Source organism: Brachybacterium sp. GCM10030252 (assembly GCF_042666535.1).
Lineage (GTDB): Bacteria > Actinomycetota > Actinomycetes > Actinomycetales > Dermabacteraceae > Brachybacterium.
The window spans coordinates 262,239-285,569 of the sequence record NZ_JBHTDM010000006.1 but is presented as its reverse complement, the minus strand read 5'-3'; the positions used below and the strand labels follow the sequence as shown (position 1 = coordinate 285,569).

Below are 23,331 nucleotides of genomic sequence, written 5' to 3'. Positions count from 1 at the left end.
CGCACGGCTGTGTGCTGGGTCGAGAGAGCCACTCGTCATCGAGGTGCTTCGACGCTACCAACGCCCGTACCCGGGGTCGTCCCCCGAGCGATCCGAGATCCGGAAATCCTATATACAATATTGATATGTGGGTCACATCGGGCCTCTGACCAGGAACCATGCTGCGGCCCCGAGCTCAGGGTGCACTCGAGCGTGACCCGCTGCGATCAAGGACGACCACTCCCCAGGAGGAAGCGATGCCCCGCGTCGACCAGACGGACTGGCTGGAGACCTTCGTCGCGGTCATCGATCACGGAAGCTTCTCGGGTGCCGCACGCGCCCTGCACCGCGCGCAGTCCCGCGTGAGCACGCATGTCGCAGCGCTCGAGCGTGCCCTGGGCGGCACGCTGGTGGACCGCAGCCACCGCCCGATCGGGCCGACGGAGCTCGGCACGGCCTTCCTCCCCCACGCCCGCAAGGTTCTGGAGGCGCTCGAGCGCGGAGCGGAGGTGGTGGATCAGCACACCGGCACCCCGCGCGGGCGGGTCGTGATCGGCTGCCATCCCAGTGTCAGCGCGGGGTTCCTGCCCGCCGTCCTCGCCGCGGTCCACGCCGAGCATCCGCACATCCGGATCGAGCTGACCGAGCTGACCACGCAGGACCTCATCTCCGGCATCATCGCCGGCCGGTTCCACATCGCCATCCACTCGCTGGCCGGTGATCCGCCGCCCGAGGACTTCGAGAGCGTGCATCTGTGGATCGAGCGCTACGTCGCGATCGTGCCTCCCCAGCATCCGCTGGCGCAGCTCGGCCCGAGGACCGATGGATGGCTGGACCCGTGCCTGATCACCGAGCATCCCCTCATCGCGGTGGCGCAGCCGGGGGCGGAGATCGATCCGGACACCGGCAGCGCACTGCACGCCTGGGGCCTGGAGATCCCCGTGGCCTGGCAGACCGAGCAGCCGCAGACCGTCGCGAATCTCGCCAAGGCCGGCCTCGGGGTGGGTGTGCTGAACGCACTGGCGGCGACCATCTCCGATACCAGCGAGCTCGATGTCATCCCGGTGGGCAGGATCGGCGAGGGACGGAAGGTCGCCGCCACCCGTGACCGGCGGACGGCCTCCTCCCCCAGCGTCGACGTCGTCTACCGGGCGATCCTCGAGACGCCGCCACCCGACGGCGTGCTGCCGGGAGCACGGTGACCGCGGCACCGCGCCTCGGCCGCGCCCACCTCGTCTGGGCCGTCGGTGTCCTCGCCTACCTGTGCGCCGTCTCCGGCCGCGCCTCGTTCGGGGTGGCCAGCGTGGAGGCGTCGGAGCGCTTCGATGTCAGCGGCGCCGTGCTGAGCCTGTTCGGGGTCGTCCAGCTCGGAACGTACGCGGCGGCCCAGATCCCCGCCGGGCTCCTGCTGGACCGCATCGGCCCGCGCCGCATGCTGATCCTCGGGGCGGTGACCATGGCCGTCGGGCAGGGACTGCTCGCCGTCGCCACGGACGTGCCCACTGCCCTGATCGCACGCATGCTCACCGGCGTCGGCGACGCCGCCACGCTGATCAGCGTGGTGCGGCTGACCGCGACCTGGTTCCGCTCCGGTCAGGTCCCTGTGTTCACGCAGCTGGCGGCGATGATCGGCCAGTTCGGCCAGGCCGTGGCGGCGGTACCGTTCCTCGCCTTGCTGGTGGCGGCCGGATGGACCACCGCGTGGGCCTCTCTGGCCGCACTCCTGCTGGTCAGCGTGCTGCTGGTGATCGCCGTCGTCCAGGACGAGCCGCCCGAGGACGACGGCCACACCGTTCCCGTGCCGTCTCGCCCGGGTCAGGTTCTGCGCGAGGTGTTCACCTCCCGCGCCGCCTGGTCGGGGTTCTTCCTGCACTCGCTGACGCTGCTGAGTGTGAACTCGTTCCTGTTCCTGTGGGGCGTGCCCTTCATGACCGAGGGCCATGGGCTCGCGCCTGCCGAGGTGGGGACGCTGCTGACCCTCAATGTCGTCGTCATGGTGGCGGTGGGCCCGATGATCGGCGTGCTCACCGGCCGCTTGCCCCGGCATCGTGCTCGGCTCGGCTGGATCGCCGGCGGAATCCTCACCCTGGTCTGGACCCTGACTCTGCTCGCGCCCGGGCCTCTCTCCGCCGGGCAGCTTGTGCCGCTGATGGTCGCCCTGGCGATCGGTGCGGCGACCTGTCCGGTCGGCTTCGACCTCGCGCGCACGGGAGTCTCCTCACGGGCGATCGGGACCGCCACGGGGATGGTGAACATCGGCGGGTACTCCACGTCGTTGCTCGCCGTCCTCCTGATCGGGGTGGTGCTGGACGTGCTGGCCCCCGACCGTTCCGCCGGGCTCACGGACTACCGTGCCGCCTTCGCCGCCGTCGGCGTGCTCATGCTCGGTGCGGCGATCGGGCTGCTCTGGACCACCCGCACGCGGCCCGCACGGGCCGGCTCCGGAGTCCGCGCCGTCTGAGTGCCCCGTTCGTCGACACCCAGGCACACCCCCTTGTGTCGCCCGCCACAGTTGTATAGCTTGTGCGGACTTCGTATAGAAAGGACCGTGACGATGACGTCACTCCGCTTCGGCGTGGACGCTCTGCGCGCGCTGGCCACCCACGCTCTCGAGGATGCCGGTGTGGAGTCCTCCGCGGCCCGGCTGGTCGCCCGCTCCCTGCTCGCGGCCGACCAGGCCGGTATCTACTCCCACGGGCTCCTGCGACTGCCGCTCTATCTCGAGGCGGTCGCCGCCGGCGGTATCGACCCCGGCTCCGTCCCCACCGTCGTCCGCCAGCACGGCGCCGTGACCGTGCTGGACGGCCGCGGCGCCTTCGGCCAGGTCACCATGCAGCGCGCCGTCGAGATCGCCGCCGAAGCCGCCGCCACCCACGGCATCGCCACGGTGGCCGTCCAGGGCTCCAGCCACTTCGGGGCCGGCCGCTTCTGGGGCGATCAGCTGGCCGAGCGCGATCTGGCCGGGATCCTCTCCTCGACGACGGGGCCCGTGGCGACCCCCTTCGGCGGCTCCACCCCGATCCTCGGGACCAACCCGCTGACCATCAGCCTGCCTTCGGCCGGGTCTCATCCGCTGGTGGCCGATCTCGCGACCACGGCCGGGGCGTACGGCAAGGTCGTCGCCGCCCGCAACGAGGGCACCACTATTCCCGAGGGCTGGGGCGTGGACGCCACCGCAGCCCCCACCACCGATCCCGCCGCCGTGCTCGACGGCGGTGCCCTGCTGCCCTTCGGCGGCCACAAGGGATCCGGCATCGCCGTGCTGCTGGAAGGCTTGTCAGCAGCGCTGACCAGCGCCTCCTTCGCGTTCCGGACGGTGGACATCTGGCAGGACCACTCCTCCCGCATGAACACCGGACACCTCCTGATCGCCCTCGACCTCGCGGCCTTCGGCGACCCGGCCGGTATCCGGGCCAAGGTCGCCGAGCTCCAGGAGGAGGTACGGGCCTCGAGCCCGGAGGGGACCGTTCTGTCTCCCGGCGACCTCGAGGCCTCCCGGCTGGCAGCCGCTGCCGATGACGTCGAGCTGGCGGAGTCCACGATCCAGGAGCTGCGCATCGTCGCCACCCGGCACGGCCTCTCGTTCCCGGAGCCCCTGGAGGGCGCACGATGAGCCGCCGTCACCCCGCCACCGTCCTGGCTGCGGCCCTGTCCGTGCTGTCCTTGGCGGGCTGCGGACTGTGGGAGCCCGTCGACACCAGCCAGCTCGACGAGGCCACCGCCGATCCGGACGCCCGCGTGATCCGCTTCGCCCACCAGTACGACCCGGCTCATCCGGTGGAGTCGTGCGGGGCCGAGACGCTGCGCACCGAGCTGGCTGACGACGGCTTCGCGGTCGAGACCTACCCCTCCGGTCAGATCGGCGGGGAGGGCGAGACCGCCGAACAGATCGCCACCGGTGGCCTCGAGCTCGGCGTCGTCGGGCCGTCGTTCCTGGGCAAGTGGTACCCGGAGGCGGCCGTGCTGGATGCGCCCTACCTGTTCACCGACGTCGCGCAGTTCGACGAGGCGACCAACGGTCCGATCATGGAGGAGGTCTACGACGAGATGGCCGCCGAGACCGGCCTGCGGGTCAACAGCACGTGGTACTACGGCACCCGCCACATCACCTCGAACACGCCGATCACCGAGCCGGAGGACCTCTCCGGGCTCAAGATCCGCACCCCGGACGCCCCGCTGTACATCACGAGCTTCTCGATCATGAACGGCAGCGCCACCCCCATGGCCCTGTCGGAGGCCTACCTCGGACTGCAGCAGGGCGCGATCGACGCCCAGGAGAACCCCATTCCGACCATCGACGTCCAGAAGTTCTACGAGGTCCAGGACTACCTCAACCTCACCGGGCACATGGTCCAGGCCGTCAACATCGTCTCCTCCCAGCGCTTCGTGGACTCCCTCAGCGCCGACGAGAGAGCCGGCTTTGAGGACGCCATGGAGAAGGCCCGGATCGCCACCCGGGACTGCATCGTCGAGGCCGAGGAGGAGACGCTGCAGACTTGGCAGGAGGAGGACGCGATCACCGTCAACGACGACGTCGACGTCGCCGCGTTCCAGGAACTCATCGCCGAGGAGTTCCCCGACACCGTCCCGTGGGGCGACCTCTACCTCGAGCTCCAGGAGTAGGTCCGATGAGCATGCAATCGCCCAAGCCCGTCGAGGGGACCCGCGACGGTCAGGTCCCGGACCTCGATTCATACATCGAACGGGACCACTACGAGCGGAAGTTCCGCGCCTACGGCTGGCTCGTCGACGCCGAACGATTCGTCGCCGGCGGCCTGCTGCTGGTCGTGTTCGCGGTGATCATCTTCCAGATCTTCACCCGCTACGTGCTCAGCATGCCCCTGCCCTGGAGCGAGGAGGTGGCTCGTCTGCTGGTGGTGTGGCTGACCTTCGTCGGTGCCGGGTTCGTCTCCTCCCGCAACGCGCACATCGGGGTCGACATCCTGGCGGTCTACCTGCCCAGGCGTCTGGCAACCGCCTCCCAGATCTTCGCGATGCTGGTGGTCGCGGCCGCCGCGGCGTACATGGTCATCGCGGCGATCTCGCTGATGGTGCTGACCGGGTCGCTCACGATGACGGCGACCTCCCTGCCCATGCCGCTGCTGTACGGAGCCGTGCTCGTGGGGTACTTGATGATCCTGGGCCACACGGTCCTGAACATCGTGCGGTACCTGCGCCACCCCTCCGAAGTGCCCGACGTGGCCGAGAAGGCCGCCGCGATGGAAGGGCTGTGATCCCGTGGTCCTGCTGATCATGTTCGCCGCGCTGCTGGTGCTGCTCGCCCTGCGCGTCCCGGTGTGGATCGCCCTGCTGATCCCCTCGATCGCCTACATCGTCCTGGACGAGACGGCCACGGCCGCCCTCGCCGCCCAGCAGACAGCCTCCGGCGTCTTCGACTTCGCGATCCTCGCGGTGCCGATGTTCATCCTGCTGGGCAACCTCGCCAACGTCTCCGGGGCCACGGACCGGCTGTTCGATGCCGCCTCCAGCGCCATCGGGCACGTCCGCGGCTCGCTGGGCTACGTCAACATTGCCACCAGCTTCGGCTTCTCCTGGATGAGCGGGGCCGCCATCTCCGACGCCGCCGCGATGGGCCGCATCCAGGTGCCCGCGATGAAGCAGCGCGGCTACCCCGAGGGGTTCGCCCTGGGTGTCACCGGCGCGTCCTCCCTGATCGCGCCGATGATCCCGCCCAGCATCCCCGCGATCATCTACGCGGTCACCGCAGGTCTCTCGGTGAGCACCCTGTTCCTGGCCGGGATCGTGCCCGCCGTGGTGCTGGTGGCGGCACTGTGCCTGCTGGTGTGGATCCAGACCCGCCGGCGCGATGACCTCCGCCTGGAGAAGCCGCCGCCGGCCCGACGCCTCAAGGACGTCGCCAAGGCGCTGCCGGTGGCCGGCGCCGCCGTCATCATCCTCGGCGGGATCCTCTCGGGCATCGTCACCCCCACGGAGGCCTCCGCGCTGGGCGTCGCCTACGTCGCGATCCTCGCGCTGTGCTACCGGACGCTGAACGGGAGGTCGCTCGGACGCATCGCCGCCTCCACGGTCGAGACCACCGGCAGCGTGCTGATCATCGTCACCAGCGCCTCCCTGTTCGGCTGGGTGCTGGCCCGCGAGCAGGCCCCGCAGGTGGTGACGGAGCTGATCCTGCAGGTCACCGACCGGCCGCTGATCTTCCTGCTGCTGATCAACATCCTGCTGCTGGTCGTCGGCGCGGTCCTGGAGCCGACCGCCGCGATCCTCATCCTGGTCCCCGTGCTGGCCCCGATCGCCACCGTCTACGGCATCGATGCCACGCACTTCGCGGTCATGATGATCTTCAACCTCATGATCGGTCTGCTGACCCCACCGGTCGGGCTGGTGCTGTTCGTGCTGTCCTCGGTGACGAAGGTCCCGGTGACCACGGTGATCAAGGGCGTGTTGCCCTTCTTCGTGCCGATGCTCCTCGTGCTGGCGCTGATCACCTTCGTCCCGTTCCTGACGACCTGGCTGCCCGGGCTCGCCGGCGGCTGAGACGATCTCCCTGCCGGTGCGCGCGCAGTCCCTCTGCGCGTCGCGGCCGCCCGGGCGCCACCAGGCCAGGCACGCCCGGCACCACGTCGAAGGAGGAGGCCATGCGCGAGCGCCCCATCGTGGACCCGGATTCCACGGACACCGGCCCGGAGAGCGTGTACGAGGCGTTGCGGATGCGCATCATCCAGCATGACCTGGAGCCGGGAGAGCGCATCTCCATCGGGGAGGAGGCCCGCCGGCTCGGCGTCTCCCAGACCCCCGTGCGCGAGGCGCTGCACCGGCTCGAGGGCGACAGCCTCGTGGTCCGCTCCGCATCCCGCGGGTACGACGTGACCGCTCCGATCGATCTGGACGGGCTGGTCGCGCTGTTCGAGGTCCGGCTGCTGCTGGAACCGTGGGCCGCGCGGGAGGCGGCTACGGAGCGGCTGACGAATCCCGGCCCGCAGCTGCGCACCGAGCTCGAGGCCCTGGCCGCGCTGCACGGCGGCGACCGCAGCACACAGGCGCGGCGCGCGCTGCGCGACCGTCAGTTCCATCTGCGGATCCTGCAGGCCTCGGGCAATGAGCTGCTGCCGAGCACGTTCGAACGGCTGCACGCCCACGTGCACATCTTCCGCCTGTACCAGACCGACTCCGAGGGCGGCACGACCCACCGCGAGCATCAGGCGATCGCGCGCGCGATCGAGGACCATGACCCCGACGCGGCCGAGCAGGCGATGCGCGCGCATCTGCTGGGCTCGTTCTCACGCCTCTCGGCCGTGTTCTCGACCGAACCCGGATCCTCACGACGCCCTCGCGACGCTCGCGCCCGCCTGCGCTGAGGCGCGCTCTCCTCAGCCCACCCGCAGCCCGCCGTTGAGGTTGTAGGTCGCCCCGGTGGTGAAGCCGCCGTGGGGGCCGACGAGGAAGGCGACCAGCTCGGCCAGCTCCTCGACGGTGCCGAGCCGGCCGACGGGGGTGCGGGCGACGAACTGCTCGCGGCGCTCCCCCTCGAGCGGGCCGCCCATGATGTCGGTGTCGATGTTGGCCGGGGCGATCGCGGCGGTGGTGACGCCGGTGCCGGCGACCTCTTTCGCGAGCCCGCGGATCAGACCCTCGACGCCGGCCTTGGAGGCCGCATAGGCCGAGGTCGAGAAGTTCCCGCCGCCGTCCTGCGCGGCGGTCGAGCTCATCGCGACGATCCGCCCCAGGCCCTGCTCGAGCATCCTCGGGAGCACGCGCTGGGCGAGGTGGAAGGTGCCCAGGGTGTTGATCGACAGGGTGCGCAGAAAGTCTGCGCTGGTCAGCTCGAGGAACGGGGTCGGGTTCGCGATCCCGGCGCAGCTGACGAGCGTACCGATCGGGGCGACCGCAGCGTTGTCGACCGCGGCGACGGCCGCGCCGACACTGGCCTCGTCGGAGATGTCCGCCTGCGCCGTGGCCACGCTCGGTGATCCGGCGGCGCGGGCCTGCTCGGCGGCCTCGGCGAGCCCGTCGGCGTCCAGATCCAGCAGTGCCAGCGGGCGGCCCTCGCGCGCCAGCCGCAGCGCCACACCGCGGCCGATGCCGCGCTCGGAGGCGGCGCCGGTCACGAGCGCGGTGAGTTCGCAGATGCGGGACTCATCGGCCGCGGAGCGCTCGCCCATCAGGCCTCTCCCGCCAGGGTCGGCTCTCCCGCAGCCCCACCGCGCGGGGCATTGACGACGTGGTGCGGGGTGCGGCCGGCAGCCATCGCGATGACCTCGCCGAGCGCCTCGGCGCCGACGGCATCGGTGAAGTCCTGGGTCCAGCACAGCGAGTGCGGGGAGAGCACCACGTTGTCCATGCCGATCAGCGGGCTGTCGGCCGGGAGCGGCTCGACCTCGAACACGTCGAGGCCGGCGCCGGCGATGGTCCCCTCCTGCAGCGCGGTGATCAGGGCGGGCTCATCGACGACGGCGCCGCGGGCGATGTTGACCAGGAACGCGGTCTCCTTCATCGCCGCCAGCTCGCGCGCACCGATGAGGTGACGGGTCTCCCCCGTCGCGGCGACGGTGACGATGAGGTAGTCGCTGCGGGCGATGACCTCGTCCAGCTCGAGCTGGCTGATGCCCGTCTCGGCGCAGAACTCGGGACGCGGCGAGCGGTTCCAGGCCACCACCTCGAGATCCAGCGCCCGCAGCTGGCGCACGGTCTCCTGCCCGATGCCGCCGAGACCGATCACGCCGATCGTGGCCGCGGCCAGGCCGGGCCCGCGGTAGTCGGCCTTGCGGTCCCAGTCGGCCTCGCGCACCAGGCGATCCTTGGGCAGCAGGTTGTGGGCGAGGGCGAACACGAAGGTCAGCGCGGTGTGCGCCATCGGCACGCGCAGTCCGGTGGGGGCGTTGGTGACGGTGATCCCGCGCTCGTCGCACGCGGCGAGGTCCACGGAGTCGTAGCCGGCGCCGAAGCGGGCCACATGCTTCAGCGTGGTCACGCCCTCGAGCTGGTCCCGGCCGAGCGGCGTGCCGCTGAGCAGCAGCACCGCGTCGTAGCCCTCGAGCTCCCCGGCACGCAGCGGGCCGCCGCCCTCGCCGACCAGGGACCACTGGATGCCGTGCTCGGCGAGCGCGCCCAGGCCGATGTCGCCGTAGACGGTGGTGCCGTCGGCCTCGGCGTAGTCGGCGGTGACGGCGAGCTTCCAGGTGCTGGTCATGGGGTGAACTCCTCGGTGACGTCGGCGGGCTCGGGTGCGCGGTGGCGTCCGTGGCCGTGCCAGGCCTCGGGGTAGTCGACGAAGCTGCGGTCCAGCGCGTCGATGCTGGTCGCGCCGAGCTGGCCCATGGCCAGCGCCAGCTCGCCGTCGAGGATGTCCAGCACGCGCAGCACGCCCTTCTCCCCGGCGGCGGCGTTGCCGTAGCCCCAGGCCCGGCCGATGGAGACGAGGTCCGCGCCGACGGCGAGGGCCTTGGCGATGTCGTCGCCGGTGCGCACGCCGGAATCGAACACGACGGTCATGCGGCCGTCGACGGCGTCGACGATCGAGGGCAGGGCGCGGATGGAGCTGGGCGAGGAGTCGAGCTGGCGACCCCCGTGGTTGGAGACGTAGACCCCGTCGGCCCCGACCTTCAGCGCGCGCAGCGCGTCCTCCGGGGTGAGGATGCCCTTGATGTAGAGCGGGCCGTCCCACTGCCGCCGCACCTGCTCGATGTTGTCCCAGGTCAGGGTCAGGTTCGTGAGGTGCTTGTTGACGAACTCCTGATGCGAGACGGCGTTGTCGCCCTGGATCTCGTCCTTGAGGTTGCGGAACCCGATCGCCGGGGGCCGCATCACCGCTCGGGTCCAGTCGAGGTGCCGGATCGCCTGGACGGCGTTGCGGGGGGTGATCTTCGGCGGGATCGACATCCCGTTGCGGTGGTCGCGGTACCGCTTCCCGTTCAGGGGCACATCGACGGTGACCACGAGCGCCTCGGCGCCGATGGCCTTGGCCCGGGTGATGAGGCTGGAGACGATGGCCTCGGACTTGTACATGTACAGCTGGTACCACAGCGGCCCCGTCGCCTGGTCGGCGAGCTCCTCCATCGCCCAGTTCGAGGCGGTGGAGATGGTGAAGGGGATGTTCGCCCTGCCGGCGGCGCGGACCGCCCCGAGCTCGCCCTCGCCGCCGATCATGCGCTGCAGGCCCAGCGGGCCGAGCACGTAGGGACGATCCAGGTTCATGCCGTCGACACTGGTGGAGGCGTCGACGTGGGAGATGTCGGTCAGCCAGCGCGGGCGGAAGAGCACCTCGCGCAGATCGTCGACGTTGGCCTCGCGGGTCAGCTCATGGTTCGAGGCCCCGTCGATGATGTCGAAGGCCATCGTGGGCAGGCGCCGCTTGGCGAGCAGGCGGATGTCCTCGATGGAGGGGGCGGATTCCAGCGGGTCCAGGCGGAAGCCGCCGGCGGCGAGCATCTTCGCGAATTCCAGGGCGCCGGACAGTATCGAATCGGCCATCGGGTGGGCTCTCCTGTGGGGGCGGTGACGTGGGGGCGCCGAGGGCGCGGCGGCGCCGGACGGCGCGGGGCGGGCCGGCGCGGGGCACGCCGGAGCGGGGCGGGGCGGGCCCCGGAGAAGACCTCCGGGGCCCGGTCCGTCAGTGCATGTGCTTGCCGCCGTCGACGCTGATGGAGGTGCCGCTGACGTAGCTCGAGTCCTCGCTGACCAGGAAGTTGATCAGTCCGGCGACCTCCTCGGGCTGGCCCACGCGGTGCAGCGGGATGTTGGAGGACATGCCCTCCTTGCGCTCATCGGTGAGGGTGCCGCCCATGATGTCGGTGTCGATGGGTCCGGGCAGGATCACGTTGGCGGTGATGCCGTACTGGCCCAGCTCGCGGGCGGTGCCGCGGGTGAGGCCCTGCACGGCGGCCTTCGCCGCGGCGTAGCCGGTCTTGGAGAAGGTGCCGCCGCCGTCGAGCGCGGTGATGGAGGAGGTGTTCACGACGCGCCCGCCGAAGCCGCCGTCGATCATGCGCTTCGCCGCGGCCTGGGTCATCAGCAGGGTGCCCTTGCCGTTGACGTCCATGACCTTGTCCCAGATCTCGCCGGTCAGCTCGAAGATGGTGTGGGGGCTGGGGATCCCGGCGAGGTTCACCAGGGCGGCGATCGGCGGCATCTCGGCGTCGATGCGTTCGAAGGCGGCGTCCACGGCGGCCTGGTCGCTGACGTCGACGGCCACGCCGATCACCTTCTGAGTGCTCTCACCGGGGAGCTCACCGCTCAGCTCGGTGGCGAACTGCCGCACGGCAGCACCGTCGAGGTCGGCGGCGACCACGCTCCAGCCTTCGCTGACGAGCTTGCGGACGACGCGGCGGCCGATGCCGCGCTCGGCGCCGGCACCGGTGACGATCGCGGTGCGCTCGTCGGGGAAGGGCTGGATCCTGGTGTTCTCGAGGGTCATGGGGTCGGTTCTCCGTCCGGTCGGGATCTGGTGGGTTGCGGTGGGTCGGGTCGTGCGGGTCAGAGGGGCTGGCAGAGGTCGGGGATCGGCAGGGGCAGGGCCGGCGGGGCAGAGGAGGGCGGGCCCCACCGGCCGGGTGGACGGCGTCAGCCACCCGCTCCTAGGACGAGGCTGAGGACGAACAGCATCGGGATCGAGGCCGCCCACATCACGGTGGTCATGCCGGAGTGGGCCTTCAGGGCCGCGGTGCCCTCGAGGCCGAGGAAGCGGGTGACGACCCAGAAGTAGGAGTCGTTGAAGTAGCTGCACACCATGGCGCCGGCGACGCAGGCCATCACCGCGACCAGAGGGTCCAGGCCGATCGTGCCCATCACCGGGGCGGTGACGGAGGCGGCCGTGATCATGGAGACCGTGCCGGAGCCCTGCGCGATGCGCACGATCGAGGCGATCAGGAAGGGCAGCAGGAACGAGGGCAGCGGGAGCCCGCCGATCGCCTCGGCCAGCGCATCGCCGATACCGGTGTCGCGCAGCACCTGGCCCAGGCCGCCGCCGGCGCCGGTGATCAGCAGGATCAGGCCTGCGTCGGCCGCGGCGTCGCCGAGCCACTTGTGGCTCTTCTTGCGCGGCGTCCAGCGCGGCAGCAGCAGGTAGACGGCCATCACCAGACCGATCAGCAGCGCGATCACCGGGTCGCCGAGGAAGATGAAGGGCCCGGCCCATCCGGAGGGCTCGTAGTCCTCGGGCAGGGCCACTCCCTGGGCTTCCATGTCGAGGGCGGAGACGACCGTGTTCATCACGATCAGCACGATCGGCACGACCAGGGGCAGCAGCCCGACCACGGGGCCGACGCGGTGGGGCGGCTCCCCCTCGGGCGGTTCGCCGAGCTCGGCGCCGGTCCCGAGCCCGTCCAGAGCTGCGGCGCCGTCGGACCCGTCGGGCCCGTCCGGCGCCGGCCCGTCGACCGTCGGGGTTCGGGGTCCCGACCCGCCGGTCGCGACGGCCACGGCCGAGCGTTCCTCGCGCACGTTGCCGTACACGGCTTCCTGGACCTCGGCATTGATCACCGGCTCGACCCGCGGACCGATCCACTTCGCGTAGAGGGTGACCACCGGGATCATCAGCACGGTGAACACGAGGCCGGTGAGGATGACGGAGCCGACGTTGACGCCGAGCAGCCCGGCCACGCCGAGCGGGCCCGGGGTGGGCGGGACGAAGTGGTGGGTGATGACCATGCCGCCGGCGAGCGCGATGCCCACGGTGGCGTAGCCGTACTGCTTGACCCTGGCGATGGCGCGGGCCAGCGGGTTCATGATCACGTAGCCGGAGTCGCAGAACACCGGCACCGAGATCAGCGCACCGATGCTGGTCATGGCCCAGGGCTCACGGCCCTTGCCGAACAGGCGCAGGAACGCCATCGCGATGGCCTGCGCGGCACCGGAGACCTCGAGGATCTTGCCGATGGCCACGCCGAGGCCGATCACGATGCCGATGGAGGCCAGCGTGTTCCCGAACCCGGTCTTGATGGATTCGACGATGGCCGGCAGCGACTGGCCCGCGATGAGACCGACCACCACGGAGGCGATCAGCAGGCCGGCGAACGCGTCCAGGCGGGTGCGCAGGACGATGACGATGATGAGCGCGATGCCGACGAGCAGCGCGATGAGCAGGACGGGATCCATCAGAACTCCTTCGTTCCTCGGACGTCAGGGGCGTGCGCCCCGGGGCCTCATGCTAGAGCCGAGCTCAGCACCTGCCTGATGTAGTGCACGTTCTCGGCGATGACGCCGAGGGAGTCGGAGCCGTAGTGCTCGCAGCAGAACGGACCCGTATAGCCGAGCTCGAGGGCGCGGCGGATCACGGAGCGGTAGTTGATGTAGCCGTACTTCAGCGGCATCGGCGCCGAGGAGTAGGCGCCGGTGGCGGTGTCGTAGTCGCGGGTGTAGTTCTTGATGTGCCAGAAGTTCGAGTGGGGCAGGACCTTCTCGAAGATGTCCTGCCAGGGCTCGACCTCGCGGTGCAGGCGCACCAGGTTGCCGACATCGGGGTTCAGGCCGACGGCCTCGTGGTCGACGTCGGCCAGGAAGGCGACGGCGTCGTCGGCCGTGCCGACGTAGGTGTCCTCGTACATCTCGAGGCTGACCTGGATGCCCTGTGCCTTCGCGGCGTCCCCCAGGGTGCGGATGCGTTCGATGGCCAGGTCGCGCAGGGCCGGGTCGTCGTGGTGGCCGTCCTCGAGCCAGAACCAGATGGCCGTGCTCTGGGCCTCGGTGAGCGCCTGCATGAAGCCGGTGTTGACGACGCTCACGCCGAAGCTCGGGGCGAGCTCGATGAACCGCAGCGCGTCGGCGAGGTTCTGCTCCCCGTGGCGGGCGTCGACGACGGAGTTGCGCGTCATGGAGATCGAGGACAGCGACAGACCCTCCCCGTCGAGCACGCTGCGGAACTCCTCGAGGCGCTCATCGCTGAGCTTGGCCAGCGGCAGCCAGGCATCGGTGGGGTCGATCTGGTCGACACCGAGCTCCTTGACCTGGCGCAGCTGCGAGGCCCAGACGGAGGACGGGGCCTCCAGGGTCGGGGTGCCGTCCGAGGTGGTGTTCCCGAACGACAGCATGTTGGCCCCGATCGGCCAGTTCTCCGCGGTGAACATCGCTGTCCCTTCAACGTCGACGGTGTCTCGACGTGGATCCTATAGGATCATTGCGGCGGTGTGAAGGGCGACGGCGTCAGCGCCCCGGCATCGTGGCGGGCGTGAAGGGCCGGGCGTGAAGGGCGCAGCCATGTTCCCTCCCAGCCGATCGCGATAGCCTTCCGACAAGCCGACGACGGGGCGCTCGGGCGGCTCCCGGGCCCCGCGCCGGCTCCGCCTTCCGAGAGATCGGGTTACCTGTGCACGAGGGGAACGATCGACCGGCCCACCGGCCGGACACCGGGGACGGCACGTCCCCCGATCCCGTCGCGCCCGGCGACCGCGACCTGCCGTGGAAGGCCACGCCCGAGCGCCGGGACCTGTGGGGACCCGCCCGGCGCCCGCTCCAGGGCACCGTCCACCCGCCCTCCGAGACCGCAGTGGACCGCCCGCGGCGTCGGGGCGGCCTGCTCTGGGTGGGGGCGCCTCTCCTCGCCGGTGGCGCCGCCGGCCTCACCAGCCTGGTGCTCGGCCTCGGCAACGTCATCGCCGGCCCCCTCGACACGGTCGGGGTCGCCCTCGGCGTGGGCGCGCTCGTCGCCGGCGGCAGCGGTGCGCTGGCGCGTGCGCTGCGGCCGAAGCCGGCGCTGCTGAGCCCCGTCGGCCCCGACGTCCCCGAGACCACGCGCGAGACCCTCGAAGGGATCCTGGAAGCAGCGGCCCGCACCCGGGAGCGCACCACCGCACTGCGTGAGCGCGCCTCCGACCCCGCCGCACGGCTCGCACTGGACCACATCGACTCCCTGCTGGAGCGCATCGAGACCCTCGTGGGCTCGGAGACGATCCAGGCGCGGCGTCCCTACGACGGCGACGTCGCCATGCTCGAGGGCATGGCCACCCGGTACCTGCCGGACCTGGTCGACGCCGCCGAGGACACCATCGGCTTCCTCGCCTCCTTCGCCGGCGCAGCCCGCCAGGAGGCGCTGGAGAACCTCGGCACCATCGACCAGCAGCTGAGCGTGCTGGACGAAGGACTCGAACGCATCGAGGCGGACATCGTCGCCGGGGTCTCCCGCGACCTCGACGTCCACGCCGAGTTCCTGCGCTCACGCTTCGCCGACCAGCACCTGAACCCGATCATCGACGTCTGATCCGAAGGAGACCCCATGGACAAGCTCGAACCGCCGGAACCCGCCGAGGAGATCGTCCCCTCCGAGCCCGTGGAGGAGGTCAGCGAGGACAAGGCCGTCTCCCTCCTGCCCGACCTCCCTGCCGAGCAGCAGCAGGAGCTGGAGGCCAAGGCGAATTCCTGGCTCGACACCGTCACCTCGCTCAACCCGCACTCCCAGGAGTTCACCGCGGAGGTCGCGGCCATCGGCTCGGTGGCCCGCCGCACCTTCGAGCGCACCAGCACCACCTCCTCGCGCTTCATGGAGCAGTCCCTGCGCGACGCCCGCGACAGCGGCGACGCCCAGCAGTCCGTCTCCAAGTCCCTCGTGGACCTGCGCACCACCATGGAGGACCTCGCCCCGCAGGAGGACACCTTCGCCTCGAAGGCACTGTCCTTCCTGCCGGGGATGGGAAGCGCCAAGCGCTATTTCCGGCGCTTCGAGTCCAACCAGAAGCAGCTCGACGAGGTGCTCCAGGCACTGGGTCGCGGCCAGGAGATGCTCCAGCGCGACAACGCGGAGCTCACCGTCGAGCGTCGGTCCCTGTGGGAGGACCTCGGCGCCCTCCAGAAGGCCTCGCACCTGCTGGGCCTCCTGGACGAGCAGGTGGTGCGCCGCGCCGAGCGGTCCCGCGCCGAGGGCAGGACCGAGGTGGCCGACGCTCTGGAGCGCGACGTGCTGTTCGCCGTGCGCCAGCGCCGGCAGGACATGGCCACGCAGATCGCCGTGACCGTCCAGGCCTACATGGCGATGGGATTGATCGAGGACAACAACACCAAGCTCGTCCAGGGGGTCGATCGCGCCCGGACCACCACCGTCACCGCGCTGCGCACCGCCGTGATCACGGCCCAGGCGCTGGAGAACCAGAAGATCGTGCTGGACCAGATCGACGCGGTCAACCGCACCACCGACGACCTGATCGACCGCACCTCCGAGATGCTCGCGAAGAACACCGTGCGCATCCAGGAGCAGGCGGCGACCTCGGGCGTCTCCCCCGAGACCCTCGAGCGTGCCTTCGACAACCTCTTCACCACCATGGACGGCCTGGATGCGTTCCGCACCAAGGCCAACGAGTCCATGCTGACCACCGTGAACGCCCTCGAGCACCAGGTCGAGCGCGCCCAGCCGTACCTGCGGCGCATGCAGCAGGAGCCGGCCGAGGAGATGAACCTCGAATCGGCCAGCGACCTGCTCTCGATCGAGGACGAGACCCGCTGACGGCGCGGCCGCCGTGGCCGCCCCCGGTGGTCAGTCGGTCGCTGTGTCCCCCCGGAGGATGCGCTCGGTCGCCGTGGCCATGTGTCGCTCCATCGCCTCGGCGGCCGCCGTCGCGTCCCCGGCGGCGATGGCGCGCGCGATGACGTCGTGCTCCTCGATCGCACGGTCGATGTCCTCGCGATTGTCGACGGCGCGGTCGAACCAGACCCGCAGCAGGGATCGGGTGGTGGCCAGCAGCTCGCCGATCAGGCCGTTGCCGGCGATCTGGGCGAGCACGCGATGGAAGGCGACGTCGGCCGCGACATACCCCTCGGCATCATCTGCGGCCGCACGCTGCTCCTCGACCAGACGCACCAGCTCGGCCTTCTGCTCCGCGCTCGCACTGAGCGCGGCGAGCTGAGCGGCCGAGCGTTCCAGCGCTCCGCGCACCACGCTCAGCTCCGCCGTGCGCTCCTGATCCATCAACAAAGACCACGACAGGGTGCTGGGCAGCAGCTCGGAGGTGTTCGAGCGCAAATACGTTCCTGACCCGGCACGGGTCTCGACCACGCCGAGCACCTCGAGCGCGGAGATCGCTTCGCGCACCGCGCTGCGTCCCACCCCGAGGCTCTCGGCGAGTGCGCGCTCCCCCGGCAGGCGGTCCCCGGGGCGCATCGACTCGCCCAGCAGAAGGTCCAGGAGACGGTAGGTCACGGCGCTGCTGGGTGAGCGACTGAGCCCGGCGGGCACGGCACGGCCGGGGCCGAAGCGCGGGGGCGCGGTTCCGTCGTCGTCCTCGGGCCCGGGGGCAGCTGGCGAAGGGGTGCTCACAGTGCCACACAGTACCGGGGGAGGCCCTCTCCGGCCCATCTCGACGGCCCGGAGATTGTCCAACCGGTTGACCAATTATGGGGCGCGGGTCTAGTGTGCTCGTCGTCCGGGTGCGAGCCCCTTCGCGCCCCGGACCCTCAGCACACCGCGACCGCACGACGGAGTGACCCGCGCATGAAGATCGGTATCGGCACCTACGCCCTGTTCTGGGAGTTCCAGGACGTCAACCCCGACCCGCTGGACATCCCCGGCATGATCGACCGCGCCGCCGAGCTGGGCTGCGACGTGTTCCAGATCTGCGACGATCCCCGGATCGAGGCCGAGAATCCGGCCGGCCTGGCCGCCCTGCGCGAGCACGCCGAGGGTCACGGGCTCGAGCTCGAGCTCGGCACCCGCACCATCGACCGGGAGCACCTGGAGAGCTACGCCGGCATCGCCGAGGCGCTCGGCGCCCGCACCCTGCGCTCAATGATCCAGGCCCACGAGATCGCCGACGGAGTCGAGTCCGCCGCCGAGGAGCTCCGCGCCACCCTCCCCCGCCTCGAGGGCGCCGGCATCACCCTCGCCCTGGAGACCTACGAGCAGGTGTCCACCGCGACGCTGCTCGAGGTGATCGACCGGATCGGCTCGCCGCGAGTGGGCATCTGCCTGGACCCGGCCAACTGCGTCGCCGCGCTCGAGCACCCGAAGCAGGTCGTCGAGGCCTGCGCCGCGCACACCGTGAACCTCCACGTCAAGGACTTCGCCTTCACCCGCCAGGAGGGATGGGTGGGCTTCGTCTACACCGGCGCCCCGCTCGGCGACGGACTGCTCGACCTCGACCACGAGCTCGGCGCCGTCTACGCCGAGGGGTCGCCCAGCGCGATCGTCGAGCACTGGCTGCCCTGGCAGGGCGACCTCGACGCCACCCTGGCCGCCGAGCGCGACTGGACCGAGCGGGCCCTGGCGGCGCTGCGCAGCCGGCGCGACGCGCGCACCAGCTGAGTACCGACCTGCGACCGCACGTCCCGCGGTCGCCCCGTACCGCGCCCCGAGCCGGAGCGCGCCACCCAGAGGAGTCATGAGATGACCAGCAGCAAGGAACTGAACCCCCTGTTCGGCAAAACCGTAGAGCTCGATCCGTCGATCAGCGTCGCCGTCGTCGGCGCCGCCGGCAAGATGGGCACCCGGGTCTCGAACAACCTCAACCTCACCGACGCACCGGTGTACTACGTGGAGGCCTCCGAGGCCGGCCGGCAGCGCCTGGCCGAGCTGGGCCGCGAGGTCACCCCCCTGGAGGAGGCCGCGCAGGCCGCCGACGTGGTCATCCTCGCCGTGCCGGACGTCGTGCTCGGCAAGCTCTCCGAGCAGGTCGTGCCGCTGATGAAGGACGGCTCGGTGCTGCTGACCCTGGACCCGGCGGCCGCCTACGCCGGCCTGCTGGCCGAGCGCGAGGGCGTCCACCAGGCGTGCGCGCACCCGGCCCACCCCTCCGTGTTCCTCGAGCGGACCACGAGCGAGGAGTGGGCCGACACCTTCGGCGGGATCGCCGCCCCGCAGGAGGTCGTCGCCGCCTATGAGGGTGAGGACGAGACGATCCGCGAGCGCACCGCCGCCGTGATCCGCGCGATCTACGCGCCCGTCATCGACGTGCACTGGGTCAGCGTCAAGCAGCTCGCCCAGCTCGAGCCGACCCTGGTCGAGACCATCGGCTGCATGATCGGCCAGTTCCTCAAGGACGCCATGGACCACGCGGTCAACGAGAAGGGCATCCCCGAGCCGGCCGTGAAGGCCCTCTTCCACGGCCACATCTTCATCGCCCTGACCAACGCCCTGCGCGGCTCCAACCCCTTCTCCGACGCCTGCCTGCGGGCCATGGACTACGGCCGCGAGAGCATCATCCAGCCCGACTGGACCAAGGTCTGGGACGACGAGGAGCTCGACAAGGTGCTCGCCCAGATGCTCGACCTCGACACGATCGAGCGCTGAGGCTCCCGAACCCTCCGACCCCGGGGCGACCAGCGACGGTCGCCCCGGGCCCCCTTCGAAAGGCCCAATGATGGATCCTCTCGTCCTCACCCTGATCGCCGTCGGCGCGATCGCCATCCTGCTGTTCACCGTGATCGTGCTGAAGTGGCCGGCCTACGTCTCGCTGCTGTTCGTCTCGATCCTCACCGCGCTGGCCGGCGGCATCGCCGTCCAGGACATCATCCCGCTGGTCATCGAGGGCATGGGCGGGACCCTCGGCAGCGTGGCGCTGCTCGTGGGTCTCGGCGCCATGCTCGGCGGCATCATCGAGCGGACCGGCGGCGCCGAGGTCATCGCCCACCGCGCCGCCGGCGTGCTCGGCGAGAAGCGCCTCGAGCAGGCTCTGCTGATCGCCTCGGGACTGGTTGCGATCCCGATCTTCTTCGACGTCGCCTTCATCATCCTGGTGCCGATCATCTTCGCCTTCGCCAAGGCCGCCGGGCACCGCGGGCCGGTCGCCATCGGCATGCCCGTCGCGGTGTTCATGGTCTTCATCCACAACACCGTTCCGCCCCACCCGGGCGTCGTCGGCTCCACCACCCTGCTGGGCGAGGGCCTGATGGGCCTGGTGACCGTCATGGGCATCGCCCTGGCGATCCCGATGGGCTTCCTCGTCTACTTCGCGGGCAAACAGGTCACGGCTCGTCCTGTCTTCCGCCTCGCCGCCCCGGTCCAGGAGAAGTACGCCCAGGCCGGTGCCGCGAGCTTCGGCTCCCCCGGGCCGGCGGCCGACGGGGACGCCGACGCGGCGGCAGGCCGCCGCCCCTCTGCCGGCCTGGTCATCGCGCTGATCCTGCTGCCGATCCTGCTCATCACCGCGGGCACCGTCGGCTCCGTGGTCTTCGAGGAGGGCTCGCGGGCCGCGAACGTCATCTCCTTCGTCGGCGCCCCCGGGTTCGCCCTGCTGGTCGCCACCATCGCCGCGATGTACCTGCTGGGGATCATGCACGGCTGGGGCCGCCAGCAGGTCAGCGAGCTGATGGACGGCGCCCTCGGTCCGGCCGCGATCGTCATCTTCGTCACCGGTGCCGGCGGGGTCTTCGCCAAGGTCCTCACCGAGACGGGCGTGGGGGATGCGGTCTCCGGGCTGCTGATCGGTGCGGGAGTGCCCATCCTGCTGCTCGCCTTCCTGGTCGCCCTCGCCTTCAAGGTCGCCCAGGGCTCCGGGACCGTGGCGACGCTGTCGGCCGCGGGGATCGTGCAGGGCACCGTGCTGGCCGGGGACTACTCCCCCGTCCAGGTGGCGCTGATCATCCTGGCCATCGGCCTGGGCTCGGTCTCGCTCTCCCACATCAACGACTCCGGCTTCTGGATCGCCACGAAGTTCCTGGGCCTCTCGGTGGCCGACGGACTGCGCACCTGGACCGTCCTCACCTCGATCCTCGGCTTCACCGCCATGGCGATCCTCGGCCTGGTCTGGCTGATCGTCTGAGCCCTGCCCTCCACCCGCAGCGAAGGAACGACCCGATGACCTACCTCCACAACGACCCCGCCGACTTCGCCGACGAGGCCGTCGCCGGTCTCGCCCTCTCCCACCCCGATCACCTGATCCGGGTCCACGGCGGGGTCGTGCGGCCCACCGAGACCCCTGAGGGCCGACCCGCACTGGTGATCGGCGGCGGCTCCGGCCACTACCCGGCCTTTTCCGGCTGGGTGGGCCCCGGCATGGCCCACGGCGCACCGTGCGGCAACGTGTTCGCCTCCCCGTCGGCCTCGCAGGTCCACTCGGTGGCCCGCAACGCCGAGAACGGCGGCGGCGTGCTCCTGGGATACGGCAACTACGCGGGCGATGTGCTGCACTTCGGCGCGGCCGCCGAGAAGCTGCGCGCCGAGGGCATCGACGTACGGATCATCCGGGTCAGCGATGACATCGCCTCCAACTCGCCCCGCAACCATCGCGACCGCCGCGGGATCGCCGGTGACCTGCCCGTGTTCAAGATCGCCGGTGCAGCGATCGAAGCCGGGGCCGACCTGGACGAGGCCGAACGGATCGCCTGGAAGGCCAACGACGCCACCCGCACCTTCGGGGTCGCGTTCGAGGGGTGCACCCTGCCCGGCGCCACCGAGCCGCTGTTCGAGGTGGCCGATGGCCGGATGGGAGTGGGCCTGGGGATCCACGGCGAGCCCGGCGTGCGCGAGGAGCCCCTCGGCTCCGCGGCGGAGGTCGCGAAGCTCCTGGCCGAGGGCGTCCTGGCGGAGGAGCCCGAGCGCGCCGAGGACGGATACACGGGCCGCGCCGCGGTGATCGTCAACGGCCTGGGCACCGTGAAGCACGAGGAGCTGTTCGTCCTCTACTCGCACATCGTCCGGCACCTCGAGGCGGCCGGCATCACCCCGGTGCGCCCCGAGGTGGGCGAGTTCATCACCAGCCTCGACATGGCCGGCGTCTCGCTGACCCTCGTCTTCCTGGACGAGGAGCTCGAGCAGCACTGGCTCGCACCGGTCGACACCCCCGCCTATCGCCGCGGCGCGATGCCCACCGCCGAGCGTCCGCCGCGGACGAGCTTCTGGGAGCCCGGCGCCGACGAGACCCCGCCCTCCACCGAGGACTCCCGCACCGTCGCCGCGAGCATCACCGGCGTCCTGGACCTGTTCGAGGCCGTCTGCGCCCGGGAGGAGACCGAGCTGGGGCGGATCGACGCGATCGCGGGCGACGGCGACCACGGCCAGGGCATGGCGTACGGCTCCCGAGGGGCAGCGGCCGCCGCACGCTCCGCACGCGAGCAGGGCGCCGGGGCCCGTACCCTGCTGGTCCGCGCGGGCGAGGCCTGGGCCGAATCGGCCGGCGGCACCTCGGGCGCGCTATGGGGCGCAGCCCTGACCGCCGCCGGGGGCGTGTTCGCCGACGACTCCGGCGCCTCCTCCGCACTCGTCGTCGAGGCGCTCGATGCCGGGATCGACGCCGTGCTGCGCCTGGGCGGAGCCCAGGTGGGCGACAAGACCATGGCCGACGCGGCCATCCCGTTCCGGTCCGCCCTGGCGGAGGCGTTCTCGGGGGACAATGCCTCCGAGGCGATCCTCACCGCAGCCCAGGCGGCCCAGGCCGCTGCGGAGGGGACCGCCGAGATCACCGCCCGTCGGGGCCGCGCACGCGTGCTGGGGGACAAGTCCCTCGGCACCCCCGACCCGGGTGCCGTCTCGTTCTCCCTGCTTATGTCCGAGCTCGGCCGGCACCTGTCCTGACCGGCCCCGAACCGCCCATCGAACCCCGAGGAGACCCTTCGTGACCCTGTGGATCGGCACCAGCTGGAAGATGACCAAGACCCTCGCCGAGGCCCGCGCCTGGGCCGAAGGATTGCGCGAGCACCTGGCCGGAGGTGCCCCGGCCGGCGTGCAGCCCTTCGTCATCCCCTCGTTCACCGCGACCACCACGGTGCGCGAGATCCTCGGCGAGGACTCCCCCGTGCTGCTGGGCGTGCAGAACGCCCACTGGGAGGACGCCGGCGCCTGGACCGGTGAGGTCTCGGTCCCGCAGGCGAAGGACGCCGGGGCCCAGCTCGTCGAGATCGGTCACTCCGAACGCCGTGAGCACTTCGGCGAGAGCGTCGAGACCACCCGCTGGAAGGTCGCCGCGGCGCTCCGTCACGGCCTCACTCCCCTGCTGTGCATCGGCGAGAGCCTCGAGGTGAAGGATGCCGGGGGCTCCGCGGAGTTCATCCTGGAGCAGGCCGCCGGGGCGCTGGACGGTCTGGATGCCGACGAGCTCTCGCGCGTGGTCATCGCCTATGAGCCGATCTGGGCGATCGGCGAGAAGGGGCGCCCGGCCACGGTCCGGGAGCTCATCGAGCCCTTCGCCGCGCTCGGGGAGGCCTACGGCGGGAACGTCACCGGGCTGCTCTACGGCGGCTCCGTCAACCTCGACAACGCCGCCGATCTGCTCGGCATCGAGCACGTCACCGGCCTGTTCGTCGGCCGCACCGCGTGGGAGCTCGAGGGCTACCTCGAGCTGCTGCGCATCGCGGAGGCGCACGCCGCGGTCTGACTCCGCTCAGGCGCCCGCGATATCGTGGTGGCCCTCAGCTTCATCCCACGAGACTCTGCGGGTGACCATGAGCGACCAGGGCCGATCGGCACGTGCTCAGCCGACCAGAAGGGGCCGCCTCCCCTTCCGACCCCCTATGTCACAGGGC

21 protein-coding genes are annotated in these 23,331 nt (G+C 71.1%); 14 read left to right on the top strand and 7 right to left on the bottom strand.

Annotated features, from left to right (window positions below):
* Positions 1–236: 236 nt before the first annotated feature.
* The 7 genes from ACFQRJ_RS06170 to ACFQRJ_RS06140 all read left to right on the top strand — a co-directional run bounded on the left by ACFQRJ_RS06170 (position 237) and on the right by ACFQRJ_RS06140 (position 7,316).
* The gene (locus ACFQRJ_RS06170; protein WP_377018099.1) at positions 237–1,181 is read left to right on the top strand and encodes a LysR family transcriptional regulator; all 945 of its coding nucleotides are present in this window, start codon (positions 237–239) and stop codon (positions 1,179–1,181) included.
* Positions 1,178–2,440 (top strand): nitrate/nitrite transporter, encoded by a 1,263-nt coding sequence (locus tag ACFQRJ_RS06165; protein WP_377018098.1) that lies wholly within the window; start codon positions 1,178–1,180, stop codon positions 2,438–2,440. The genes ACFQRJ_RS06170 and ACFQRJ_RS06165 overlap by 4 nt, the downstream gene beginning before the upstream one ends.
* Positions 2,441–2,533: 93 nt before the next feature.
* The gene (locus tag ACFQRJ_RS06160; protein ID WP_377018097.1) at positions 2,534–3,592 is read left to right on the top strand and encodes an Ldh family oxidoreductase; all 1,059 of its coding nucleotides are present in this window, start codon (positions 2,534–2,536) and stop codon (positions 3,590–3,592) included.
* Positions 3,589–4,602, top strand: a complete 1,014-nt coding sequence (locus ACFQRJ_RS06155; RefSeq protein WP_377018096.1) for a DctP family TRAP transporter solute-binding subunit — start codon at positions 3,589–3,591, stop codon at positions 4,600–4,602. The genes ACFQRJ_RS06160 and ACFQRJ_RS06155 overlap by 4 nt, the downstream gene beginning before the upstream one ends.
* Positions 4,603–4,607: 5 nt before the next feature.
* On the top strand, positions 4,608–5,213 hold the full coding sequence (locus ACFQRJ_RS06150) for a TRAP transporter small permease (RefSeq protein WP_377018095.1): 606 nt from the start codon (positions 4,608–4,610) through the stop codon (positions 5,211–5,213).
* 4 nt (positions 5,214–5,217) lie between these two features.
* Positions 5,218–6,495 (top strand): TRAP transporter large permease, encoded by a 1,278-nt coding sequence (locus ACFQRJ_RS06145; protein ID WP_377018094.1) that lies wholly within the window; start codon positions 5,218–5,220, stop codon positions 6,493–6,495.
* A 101-nt stretch (positions 6,496–6,596) separates the two neighbouring features.
* A complete protein-coding gene (locus ACFQRJ_RS06140) occupies positions 6,597–7,316 on the top strand; it encodes a GntR family transcriptional regulator (protein ID WP_377018093.1) in 720 nt (239 codons plus the stop codon).
* Between the two features lie 12 nt (positions 7,317–7,328).
* On the opposite strand, the gene ACFQRJ_RS06135 is transcribed toward ACFQRJ_RS06140, so the two are convergent.
* The 6 genes from ACFQRJ_RS06135 to ACFQRJ_RS06110 form a co-directional block, all read right to left on the bottom strand.
* A complete protein-coding gene (locus tag ACFQRJ_RS06135) occupies positions 7,329–8,120 on the bottom strand; it encodes an SDR family NAD(P)-dependent oxidoreductase (protein ID WP_377018092.1) in 792 nt (263 codons plus the stop codon).
* The gene (locus ACFQRJ_RS06130; protein WP_377018090.1) at positions 8,120–9,148 is read right to left on the bottom strand and encodes an NAD(P)-dependent oxidoreductase; all 1,029 of its coding nucleotides are present in this window, start codon (positions 9,146–9,148) and stop codon (positions 8,120–8,122) included. Before ACFQRJ_RS06130 ends, ACFQRJ_RS06135 begins: the two co-directional genes overlap by 1 nt.
* Positions 9,145–10,428, bottom strand: coding sequence for an alpha-hydroxy acid oxidase (locus ACFQRJ_RS06125; protein ID WP_377018089.1), 1,284 nt, complete (start codon positions 10,426–10,428; stop codon positions 9,145–9,147). Before ACFQRJ_RS06125 ends, ACFQRJ_RS06130 begins: the two co-directional genes overlap by 4 nt.
* Before the next feature lie 139 nt (positions 10,429–10,567).
* Entirely contained in the window at positions 10,568–11,371 is an 804-nt protein-coding gene (locus ACFQRJ_RS06120; protein WP_377018087.1) for an SDR family NAD(P)-dependent oxidoreductase, read from the bottom strand.
* 146 nt (positions 11,372–11,517) lie between these two features.
* On the bottom strand, positions 11,518–13,050 hold the full coding sequence (locus tag ACFQRJ_RS06115; protein ID WP_377018086.1) for a GntP family permease: 1,533 nt from the start codon (positions 13,048–13,050) through the stop codon (positions 11,518–11,520).
* Positions 13,051–13,097: 47 nt separating this feature from the next.
* Positions 13,098–14,018: a sugar phosphate isomerase/epimerase family protein gene (locus ACFQRJ_RS06110; protein ID WP_377018084.1), complete on the bottom strand. Its 921-nt coding sequence runs from the start codon at positions 14,016–14,018 to the stop codon at positions 13,098–13,100.
* Between the two features lie 239 nt (positions 14,019–14,257).
* On the opposite strand from ACFQRJ_RS06110, the gene ACFQRJ_RS06105 reads away from it, so the two are divergent.
* On the top strand, positions 14,258–15,148 hold the full coding sequence (locus ACFQRJ_RS06105) for a hypothetical protein (RefSeq protein ID WP_377018083.1): 891 nt from the start codon (positions 14,258–14,260) through the stop codon (positions 15,146–15,148).
* 15 nt (positions 15,149–15,163) lie between these two features.
* Positions 15,164–16,384: a toxic anion resistance protein gene (locus ACFQRJ_RS06100; RefSeq protein ID WP_377018081.1), complete on the top strand. Its 1,221-nt coding sequence runs from the start codon at positions 15,164–15,166 to the stop codon at positions 16,382–16,384.
* Positions 16,385–16,414: 30 nt separating this feature from the next.
* On the opposite strand, the gene ACFQRJ_RS06095 is transcribed toward ACFQRJ_RS06100, so the two are convergent.
* A complete protein-coding gene (locus ACFQRJ_RS06095) occupies positions 16,415–17,194 on the bottom strand; it encodes a FadR/GntR family transcriptional regulator (RefSeq protein ID WP_377018080.1) in 780 nt (259 codons plus the stop codon).
* A gap of 174 nt (positions 17,195–17,368) precedes the next feature.
* On the opposite strand from ACFQRJ_RS06095, the gene ACFQRJ_RS06090 reads away from it, so the two are divergent.
* The 5 genes from ACFQRJ_RS06090 (at position 17,369) to ACFQRJ_RS06070 (ending at position 23,183) form a co-directional block, all read left to right on the top strand.
* Positions 17,369–18,178, top strand: a complete 810-nt coding sequence (locus ACFQRJ_RS06090; protein ID WP_377018079.1) for a sugar phosphate isomerase/epimerase family protein — start codon at positions 17,369–17,371, stop codon at positions 18,176–18,178.
* A gap of 81 nt (positions 18,179–18,259) precedes the next feature.
* Positions 18,260–19,162, top strand: coding sequence for a phosphogluconate dehydrogenase C-terminal domain-containing protein (locus ACFQRJ_RS06085; RefSeq protein WP_377018078.1), 903 nt, complete (start codon positions 18,260–18,262; stop codon positions 19,160–19,162).
* A gap of 70 nt (positions 19,163–19,232) precedes the next feature.
* The gene (locus tag ACFQRJ_RS06080; RefSeq protein WP_377018077.1) at positions 19,233–20,633 is read left to right on the top strand and encodes a gluconate:H+ symporter; all 1,401 of its coding nucleotides are present in this window, start codon (positions 19,233–19,235) and stop codon (positions 20,631–20,633) included.
* Between the two features lie 35 nt (positions 20,634–20,668).
* Positions 20,669–22,384 (top strand): dihydroxyacetone kinase family protein, encoded by a 1,716-nt coding sequence (locus ACFQRJ_RS06075; protein ID WP_377018076.1) that lies wholly within the window; start codon positions 20,669–20,671, stop codon positions 22,382–22,384.
* Positions 22,385–22,424: 40 nt separating this feature from the next.
* Complete coding sequence (locus tag ACFQRJ_RS06070; RefSeq protein ID WP_377018075.1) at positions 22,425–23,183, top strand: triose-phosphate isomerase; 759 nt, start codon at positions 22,425–22,427, stop codon at positions 23,181–23,183.
* Positions 23,184–23,331 lie beyond the last annotated feature (148 nt).